Source organism: Flavobacterium sp. Arc2 (genome assembly GCF_041431385.1).
In the GTDB taxonomy this organism is placed as follows: domain Bacteria; phylum Bacteroidota; class Bacteroidia; order Flavobacteriales; family Flavobacteriaceae; genus Flavobacterium.
The window spans coordinates 1-9,809 of sequence record NZ_JASMRH010000048.1 but is presented as its reverse complement, the minus strand read 5'-3'; the positions used below and the strand labels follow the sequence as shown (position 1 = coordinate 9,809).

Genomic DNA, 9,809 nt, shown 5'->3' with positions numbered 1-9,809 from the left:
AAAAAAGGGTTCAACTTTAATTAAAAAGGCAAACCCCTATTTTTTTAACTTACACACTTTACGGGACAGTGTCTAAAAATAGTACAGTTGCTGATGGTAATATTACTATTATCCGTCCCCACAGAAGTTCCAGCTGAATATATGGCATTGGTAGGTGTTGTTATTCCATCTCCAATAGAACAAAATTCGATAGCATTACTATCATTACCTACCGTATCTCCAGTACTGAAAAGTACTACTCCACTAGTAGCAGAAGTAGTAACTCCCTGAATAGTACAATATCTAACTGTATTTGAAGTTGCGTCATTGATATACTGAATAACTGTACCTCCAGTATTCGTATTAGACAATGCTAAACTCGCAGCCCCAGCTGTTCTATTTACACTACCATCAATAATTACATTGTCTGCCCCATTCAAATTAATAAGTGGACCTGCAATATTTCCTGTTATCGTAATACTTGGTGCTGTCGGATATAACGCTATCGAAGTATAAACGGCTCCACTAGCATTACCTGAATTGTTGAGGGCTGCTGTAACCGTTTCAGTTGTATTTCCTCTTAATTTAATCGTAATGTCTCCTTGATGGGTTCCGTCATTAATTTTATCAAAAGCTTCTTTTACTGTCGAATAACAGCCAAAAACAGTTCCTGAGTTTGCATTCACCTCTACAACACCAGTACTAATTGTTGCAGTAACTTGAGATCTTGCACTTGTAGTACAACCATTACTAGTTCCATCTACCCAATACGAAGTTGTTGTAGATAAAACAGGGGTTGTAAAACTTGTTCCAGTTCCTAAAGATACCCCTCCAATTGCAGCAGCATACCAATTGATTGTGCCGACTGAAGCTGTTGCTTTTAAAACCACACTACCTACTCCGCAACTACCAGCATCGAATACTTGCGTTATTGTTGGTATTGCATTAACGGTCAAAGTAACTGTTGAAGTTATCCCGCAAATATTTGCTTCATTACTGAATTTAATGCGGTATCGATATCCTGACATATCAACGGTTACACTGGAAAGCGCAAGAGGCACTGCTATACCACTAGTTACCGAACCTGATTGTCCTGAAATATCAGAATACGTAAATCCATTATTAGTACTTAATTGCCATTGATAGCTCAGATTAGTAATCGCAGTTGTTACTGGCGTAGTAGCTACAATTGCAGCTGTCGCTGTAGCAAAAAAGGTTACATTTTGACCTTCACAAACAGTTTTACTTACTGGAGCCGTTGTCATCGTTACAGTCACCCCTTGTGTATACGTACTTCTGCCTCCAGAAAGAGCACTAGGTAGTCCGTATCCTGCAGCTAGCACTTTCCCCGAGGTATCTACTTGTGCTGTTCCAGTTATTCCACCGTAAGTTCCGTCTCCATTGGTATCAACCACTGAGCCATACGCTTCATTAGCATCAAAACACCCATCATTATCGCTGTCTAAATCTAAATAATTAGGTATTCCGTCGTTGTCATTATCACAACCTAAAACAATTTTATTAATATCAGAAAGAGATAATACCGATGGATAATGAACAAGATCATCCATCAATCCACCATAATAATTGGTAGAAGAAGAGCCAAAAGCACCTCCATTTGAATATCCAAAATGTTGAACATCAGAATGTGTTGCCAAATCTCCAAATCCAGTAGATAAGGTTGAAGAGGCTACTCCATCCAGATACAAAATGACATTACCGTTATTATAAGTCAATGCTACATGATGCCATAGACCATCACTTGGAAAGGTAAAAGTACCCGTATTTTGCTGGGAACTACCTTCGCGGACTGCCGCTTCTAAAGTATTCCCATTCAACCGAACAGCAACACCATTGACAGTACCTCCCTCCTCAAAAATAGTTTGAATACCTGAAAGCGAGCTAGGTTTTACCCACATTGAGTAGGAAAAAAAACTAATGGCTTGGTTTAAAAAAGAACCATTACTATATTGAAGATAATTTGAAGTTCCATTGAAAGAAGCAGCATGCGTTCCTTTTTTACCATCCGTTGAAAAAGATACCGTTCCAGCTTGTACATTATAACTATTACCAGACAAATCATTTGTCGCATTATCTAGAGACCAGTACCCATCATAACCAGCAATGGGAGTACAATTATTTTCAACCGAATTTAATATTCCGTCATTATCGGCGTCCAAATCAAATATATCGCCAACACCATCACCATCTTTGTCGTTGGGAATCGTTACATAAACGTCAATACTACCCGTTTGGGAACAACTATTTGATAGTTTTTCGGTTAAAGTATAGGTATAACTAGTATTTGTTGTAGGACTTACATCGATGGTAGAACTACTAGCTCCTCCTGGATTCCATATAATCGTAGGGTTCAAAGGAACGTCATCATCATAAGTCGGGCTTCCACTTAATGAACCATCTTCGGCACTTGCTGTATTTGTTATATCGAGAACCGAATTATCAAAATTTATATATACATCTAAATCAGAATCTACAACGGGTGCATTTAGGACGTGATCTTTTTCTAAAGGAATTTCAGCAGCTGTCAATGCGCGATTCCAAAGTTTAAAGCCATCTATTTTACCGCTGAAATAATTATTTGAACTAGTCGAATTGTTTAAAAATCGAATACTTGAATTTGAACCTATCGCCACTGGGCCTGAGTGTGCACTCATTCCGTCACTAGCTTTGCTACCCTCATTAAATTGGCCAATATTCACACCATTTAAATATCCTTTGAAATGATATCCATCGGATGCACTCTGGTCAAAAACAAAAGCTATATGATACCACTGACCTGCAACAATTGACGCATTTGGAGCATTCCAAACTCCTCCACTTCCACCTTCCCATGCCAAACAATAGACTTTTCCACCTTCAACATACATTGAAAATCCATTCGTAGCACCTCCTTCATTGTACAAAACTTGCCGACTAGTAACATCATTGGCTTTGAACCACAACATCACGGTACGATAATCTGATGTACCTAGATTAATTAAATTGGAATTGGATATTCCAACATAATCAGTGGTCCCATTAAATTTAAGAGATTTATTAGCAAAAGTAAACCCTATATTAGTGCTTTGCCCTGCAATAATTGTTGGATTCGGCGAAGGACTAAAAATCGCTTTTTGGTCTATATATATTTTTTTTGTTACAACTCCCTGAGAAACGCCACTATTAAATCCTTCAACGGAAATCGACCCTCTATTACCGTATCCCCAAGTGACATTTATTGTAGATGAAGTACTGGTTGTAGGAGTTCCTCCTACTACCCTCCATTTATAGGTATCGTAGTTTGTAGTAGAACTATAGCTTGTAGTTTCATTTTGACAAACTATGTTTTGTATTGGCGCAATTTGAGCCAAAAAAACATAATGAGTAAAAAACAGTATAAAAAAGTAGTATAATTTTGTTTTCAAAATATCTTAAGATTTGGGCATTAAAAAATAGTCGGATGCAGCTTTATCGATCAATTAAAATTAGCTCTTAATCTTTCTTTGAATCAGATCTAAGTCCATTTTTGTATTTAACGATAAAAGCATCTTTTATTCCTTTTTCATTTATTTTATATTTCATATTTTTAGCCTCGCCAAACGTTTTAAATTGGCCTGAAATATACCGTATTAGACCACCCTCCTTAAATTCGTAATACACTGGATTGAAGTATCGTAGACGCTCCGAAGGTACATAATTTCTAAACACACCAATTTGTACACTAAAAAAATCTTCTTTAATATCTGAAATTTTACCGAATGAAATATTCTTCCTTGTATTGCCTTGATTGACTGCTATAATTGGAATATCATTTTCTTTTAACACTTCTTCTTTCTTTATCACTACGGATGGTGTCGTGATTTTTTTTCCAAATTGATACGTAACTACTGAAGTACCATTAATTCCTCTTAATTCAAGTGCATTCTTAGCAATGATCGCTCTATCAAGACTTCTGAAAAAACCATAATAATACTGGACGTTGCCGTTAGCTAAATCTTCATAAAACAGTGTGTCAAGATTTTCCAGTTCTTTCGGCATGGAATGATTTTCATAAACACCTACTTTAATACTATAAAACAGCTCCTCAGAATCTAATATGTTTTTAATTAATTTTGGACTTATTGTACCTAAAAGCTTTTTCTCTTCAAACTTTACTTTAGTTTCAGGACTTATTACGTTCGGCACTTTTGCATCTACTTTTGCATCTTTCGATGTAATTTGAAAATCCAATCCTTCTACAACCGTCCCATATTCCGAAACTTCAATCTCTACCTGATGCAATTGTGGACTAGACTTATAATCTAATTTTTCTAACTGTTTATCATCAACTTTAACTATAAACTTCCCTGGTTTCAATCCTAAATAACTGAAATACCCATCTGATTCACTTAAAGTTTCGACTACTTTTTTACCTTGATCATTAAATATTTGAATGGTAATTCGTCCTAATCCTTTTAATTTTTCTTCGGCATTTAGATATACCATCCCACTTACCTCTCCCACCACAACAATAGGAACTTCTACTTTTTTATATTGATTAGGATCTACTAAAATTTCGTACGAATGATTTTTAAATCTCCACGAAATATTCTCAAGATCGGCATCTGAAAACTGAACATTATAGTTTACAAATGAATTTAAATCGGAAATTCTTATAATGGAGTCTCTTTTACTAATCATTGCTTTACCATTACTGACTTTCACATCCTTCACGAATACTGTTGATTCTCCTACATCCTTTTTACCATTGTTATTCAAATCAAGAAAGGGGTACAATAAAATACCACCTTTTCCCAATGCTGAATTATTACTAGCATTCAAATAACCATTATCTCCACCAAAAGCCAATCCACCCTGAGCACTTTGAGAAAAATTAAAACTGTTATTGTTATAGGCAGCTGAAAAATTCATTCGTGCAAAATTCAAATCATATTTAAAATTTAGTAAAAAGTTATTTGCATTGATTTGCACATTTCTCTCGATCGTCGCAGAAAACGACACTTTAGCCACCCTTTTTTCTAATATAGTACCATACCGCAACAGTTTGTTAGAAGAAAAGTCGTAATCTACTGATGGACGAAGTACAAACCCACTTATCATTTTATAAGATAGTGCTAAATTAGATGTTAAAAACAAATCACTATTATTAATCCAGTTAGAAGCTAAAGAAAAATTAGCTGAATAGTTTTTATAATTTCCAGAGAAGACGCTGTTAAACTGATTGTAGTTGAACGTATTATAAACAAATTGATTAAAACTCAATTTTGTATTAGTCATAATACTATTCAGCTTATAGGGAAATGAAAATTTAATTCTTCGCTCCTCATTTGCTGTATTAAATGTAGCTAATTGCCCCTCGGTATATTTACGATAATCTAATTCCAAAAAAGAGCTTTTACCTACATAATAGTTTACTAATCCTTTAAAAACCACATTTTGTGCATATTCCATATTTATCACCATTTTTGAAAACGGTTGAAAAGAAACATTTGCGAATGGGATGGTTGGATGCTCAGGAACACTTGACAAATATTCTACTCCTCCACCGATAGTCATAAATCGAGTTAGTCCGTAATTAGTTTCAGCACGACCATATTGACTCGAATGTTCATCTTCCAAAATTCCTGTTGTGATATTATATTCTAATACGTTCACAGGCATAAAAGCATAAGGAGTATTCATAATACGCTCATCTGTGCGCTCTTCTCCCAACGGACCATAAAACTTAAGCCTCAAAGTTGTATAACCGTAAACAATAGGTACTTTAAATAAGTACAGTCCTGAGGCATCTGCAATAGTATAATCAACTAATGCATCGTTTATATATAATTCGACCGTCCAGTTTGGCTCCGTATATTCGCTTATTGTATAAGACCCTCTAGCTTTTCTTACTGTATTAGATGAATTATTTATACTTGCCCCTACAAGCGGCGCTTTTAAAAAAGATATACTTTGACTGCTTATTTTACCAACTTGTGCTTGTTTGATATATTTTTTTTGGTTGTCGATCCATCGCCAATTATATAATAATTGCCTACTATCAAATGCACTTTGCGAGTTCAGAAATAATGAAATATTTGCTTCACCGAATAACAACTCGCTTCCTATTCCTAATCCAAAATTATTAGAACTTGTTCCTTGAGATGTTTGAAAAGAATTAGCTGACCAATTTAACGTTCCCGCCTTAAACGAATGATATTCCCTACCGACAACTGTATCTTTAAAATTTCCAGTATTAGTTTGAAGTTTGATTATGTTGCTACGCATATTTTCTAATCTCGCCTGCTTAATTTTCGGAAGTTCAAATGTAGCATCCATTTTAACAGATAATGAGCGAAAGTTAAATAAGACATTTAAGCCAAAAGCTTCTGTTAAAAGGTTAGATTCGACATAAACTGAGTTCGATATCTGTACAACACCGTTTTCATATTTAATATCCTTAGTCCCTACGAGAATTTGACTATTTTCAACATCAATTTTATATGTATTAGCTTCATTTGCAATAAATCCAGTCAAGAACGCCTGATTCTTCTCACTCCTAATATTGATTCCTAATTGATTAAATAAATCTTCAATATTGAAGTACAAAACCTTAGAATCGGTTATAAGCACCTCTGTTTCAAATCGCAAAATCCCTTTAACATTTACTTGCACCGGAATAATATCGTAATTGATTACTGGATCTAATTTATTACCATCTATGGTACCATTACCTCCTAACATGGTAAAAGAACTAAAAATCGCAAGACACAATACATAATATTTCAAAGTTTGAAATTTACCAAGAATGACATATAACCTTATAAAAAAAAGTTTCATCTATTCTTGATTAAAAGTAATTTCAAAACTTCCTGTATATTGACCAGGAAGTGAATTTGAAGGAATATATAAAGTCCCTCCCACACGTAAAATAGTTATGAAATTGCAATTATTTTCAGTTGAAAAAGTATCACCATTTTGTAGATTCGTCGCTATTCCTTCTCTTTTTGCTGGCCCTATATTAAGGGTCATTACACCGCCTCCAATGCGCGTTAATGGAGTAGTAGTGTCAAAATTAATTGTAACATTTCGACCTTGACACAATCTAATTTCAAAAATAGCGGGTTGAGCGATAGGAGATAATTCAGAGAGGAATACGTTTTGAACGGCATTTCTATATCCATCTGTGCCAATAGAAAGAATTCCATCTCCCCCTCCAGTTAAGGCAAATGTACCAAAATTCAGTGATTGAGTTGCTTGAACAGAAAATGCTCTAGAAGGTAACGATGGTTGAGCATAAACAGATACTATAAAAAAGTAAATTACCCAAAAAAAAGGTAGTTTTAGACTTGTATTAGATAAATGAGCTATTTGCATCTAATTGTAAAAATTTTGATGAAATTGAAATAATTAAAATTTGATTTCAGCCTCGGCTAGTACTGAAGCATCTTCTCGGCTGAGATATGAAACTTTTATTTTGCCCTTATTTAGACTGATATCTTCAATGTTAACTTTGATTGCAATTTTTCTCTTTTTAATATTGGTATAAACTGCGACACCATTCATTGCACCAATTTCAACAGGCTTTTTATTTTCCTGAATATATTCAACTTTAAGATCTCCAAATACAGAAGCATTTCCCTCTCGATTTAAATTAAAAGTTAATTCATTCTTCTGATTTTTCAAATCTAGAGACAAGTCATTTAGAGTGGCAGTTGCACTAACATTTCCTATACGAATGATAATAGGGATACTGATACCGAAAATAGGAATTAATTTTACACTGACAGTTTTTAGAGTATCATTTGTTTCTTTACTAAGTGGAGCGTAGTCATTCTCAGAACGAAAATAAATATGAGAACGGTATTCGCCATCAGGCATGTTTACTGTGCGTCTTACTTGAAGCACTATAGACTGTCCCTCTTTAGGTTCAAGAGTCACTTGACGAGGATAAATTCGTAAATAAGGATCTGCAAATGGTGCTCCTTCGTCTGGCGCATCAATGCTTGTAAAACTACCATCTTCATTCATGCGTCGCTGTACAAATGAAATAGAATAGGTCGCCGCTTTATCACCTGTATTAGCTAAACTCAAAACTTCATTCATTTTTCTACCTTCGAGAATAACCCTGTTAGGCGTAACATATAAATCACCTTGAGCAAATGTACTTACAGAAAAAAATAACAAATACAAATAGGCAAATACGATTATAGGTTTATACATTGGTGGGGGATATTTAAGATAAGCCGAAAAATACAAAAAAAAAGAGGAATGTACCTGCATAGCACATTCCTCTGATATATAGTGATTTATTCCTAGTTATAATCTACAGTAACATCAAAGGTACCAGTATACACTCCTGGAATTTGATCAGCTTTTATATTCAAGGTTCCTCCAACTGCAAATGAATCTGTACCACTACCAGTCAAAATACTTACAACCGCATCTGCATCCTTGCCATTAAAACGAGCTTTAAAATCTGTAATGGTCATATCGGACACAGTATTACCACCTGTAGCAGTTGTAGCAGTCGTTAAAACTACGGGATCAGTTGGAAAAGATAAAGCATAAGTCTCATTTGGCGTACCAGTTACATTGTATTTTGCAGTGTTTGGTGATTGATTTGCATTAACAGCTGCTGCGCTATTAGTTCCATAAGTTCTTGAAGCATCTGCTGCCTCCATTATAACAGTGCTTGAACCTACTCCCGTAAGAACAATAGTCCCAAAATCCAAGCCGTCTGTATCTGCATTAGCAACACTCATTACCTTAATAAGTTTAGCACTTGCGTTGGTCTTTACGGTCGATTGAGTGTTTGTTGTTTGAGCATTAGCATTGTTTGATAATGCAGCGATAGCGAAAAACGCTAATAAAATAATTTTTTTCATAGTAATTAAGTTAAATTGTTGTAGGTAGAATTTGGGAATAATATCTTAATTCGAGCGCAAATTAACATCAAAAAAAAAACATTCTACAAAATATTTCCGATTAAAAACAATTAAAACCGATTAAGCACGTAATTTCATGCTTTTAAGACAAAAAAAAACAATATCATCATGACTTAACAAGCTCACAACTAATTCCGGATCAGGCACAAAACCTGCGGAGAGTTTTTAGAAAAAATAATATTTTTGCATAATTAACTTTGAGATATGACTTCTATAGACCTCATAAAATTTATGCTTCCTGATTTTTTAATTGAGAACTTTGAAATAGTTTCTGCAGCTCTCTCTGAAGAAAACCTACACTTTTATTTTGAAGAAAAGTCAAAACCACCAAAAGAGTTTGACACTGTAGAATTAGTATCTAAAGGTTTTTTAGATGAAATAACAATCCAAGATTTTCCACTTAGAGGCAAGTTTGTGTATTTACACATTAAACGCCGTCGTTGGACAAATAAAACTACTGGTGAAATCATTAAAAGAGATTGGCTTTTAGTTGCCAAAAGAACACGTATGACGTAAGAATTTGCGGCTTTTTTTAAAAGAAATTAATAGATAACATAGAAATTAATTGTCACACTATTGGTAGTTTCTTTGGAGTTAATGGGAGCAAACTTTAAAGACAGTAAAAAAGAAACCTCAGTACATTAATCACTTGGGAACTAGAGAATACGCACATCAATGGATTGTTTACCCCCAAAATATAGGAACTCACTTAGTATCACAAGGAGAACTTTATACCATTGTTACTAATAAGAAAGCGAAAGGTAAAAAAGGATCATTGGTTGCTATAGTTGCTGGTACTAAAACAGAACAAGTCATAGAACAAGTCTCGGATCAGGAACAAAACCTGGGGAGAAGTTTTGCAAAAATGAATATTTTTGCATAATTAACTTTGAGATATGACTT

Annotated in this window: 7 protein-coding genes; 2 read left to right on the top strand and 5 right to left on the bottom strand. The window is 34.5% G+C overall.

All coding sequences use genetic code 11. The features are described 5' to 3' along the window. Nucleotides 1-44: 44 nt before the first annotated feature. From QO182_RS19175 to QO182_RS19155, 5 genes are all read right to left on the bottom strand, one after another. Nucleotides 45-3,404 carry a LamG-like jellyroll fold domain-containing protein gene (locus QO182_RS19175; RefSeq protein ID WP_371563621.1) on the bottom strand — a complete coding sequence of 1,120 codons (3,360 nt, stop codon included), beginning with the start codon at nt 3,402-3,404 and terminating at the stop codon, nt 45-47. A 67-nt stretch (nt 3,405-3,471) separates the two neighbouring features. Then, entirely contained in the window at nt 3,472-6,798 is a 3,327-nt protein-coding gene (locus QO182_RS19170) for a hypothetical protein (RefSeq protein ID WP_371563619.1), read from the bottom strand. Then, nucleotides 6,799-7,335, bottom strand: coding sequence for a DUF4402 domain-containing protein (locus tag QO182_RS19165; protein WP_371563616.1), 537 nt, complete (start codon nt 7,333-7,335; stop codon nt 6,799-6,801). Between the two features lie 33 nt (nt 7,336-7,368). After that, a complete protein-coding gene (locus QO182_RS19160) occupies nt 7,369-8,181 on the bottom strand; it encodes a hypothetical protein (RefSeq protein ID WP_371542044.1) in 813 nt (270 codons plus the stop codon). A gap of 92 nt (nt 8,182-8,273) precedes the next feature. Then, nucleotides 8,274-8,846 carry a DUF4402 domain-containing protein gene (locus QO182_RS19155; RefSeq protein WP_371542047.1) on the bottom strand — a complete coding sequence of 191 codons (573 nt, stop codon included), beginning with the start codon at nt 8,844-8,846 and terminating at the stop codon, nt 8,274-8,276. Nucleotides 8,847-9,110: 264 nt separating this feature from the next. On the opposite strand from QO182_RS19155, the gene QO182_RS19150 reads away from it, so the two are divergent. Further along, nucleotides 9,111-9,422, top strand: a complete 312-nt coding sequence (locus QO182_RS19150; protein ID WP_371563614.1) for a transposase — start codon at nt 9,111-9,113, stop codon at nt 9,420-9,422. A gap of 133 nt (nt 9,423-9,555) precedes the next feature. Further along, on the top strand, nt 9,556-9,789 hold the full coding sequence (locus tag QO182_RS19145) for a hypothetical protein (RefSeq protein WP_371563612.1): 234 nt from the start codon (nt 9,556-9,558) through the stop codon (nt 9,787-9,789). The last annotated feature ends 20 nt before the right edge of the window (nt 9,790-9,809 follow it).

Coding starts and splice junctions, on each gene's coding strand:
- QO182_RS19170 (WP_371563619.1), bottom strand. CDS start 6,798: ATGAAACTTTTTTTTATAAGGTTATATGTCATTCTTGGTAAATTTCAA.
- QO182_RS19165 (WP_371563616.1), bottom strand. CDS start 7,335: ATGCAAATAGCTCATTTATCTAATACAAGTCTAAAACTACCTTTTTTT.
- QO182_RS19160 (WP_371542044.1), bottom strand. CDS start 8,181: ATGTATAAACCTATAATCGTATTTGCCTATTTGTATTTGTTATTTTTT.
- QO182_RS19155 (WP_371542047.1), bottom strand. CDS start 8,846: ATGAAAAAAATTATTTTATTAGCGTTTTTCGCTATCGCTGCATTATCA.
- QO182_RS19150 (WP_371563614.1), top strand. CDS start 9,111: ATGACTTCTATAGACCTCATAAAATTTATGCTTCCTGATTTTTTAATT.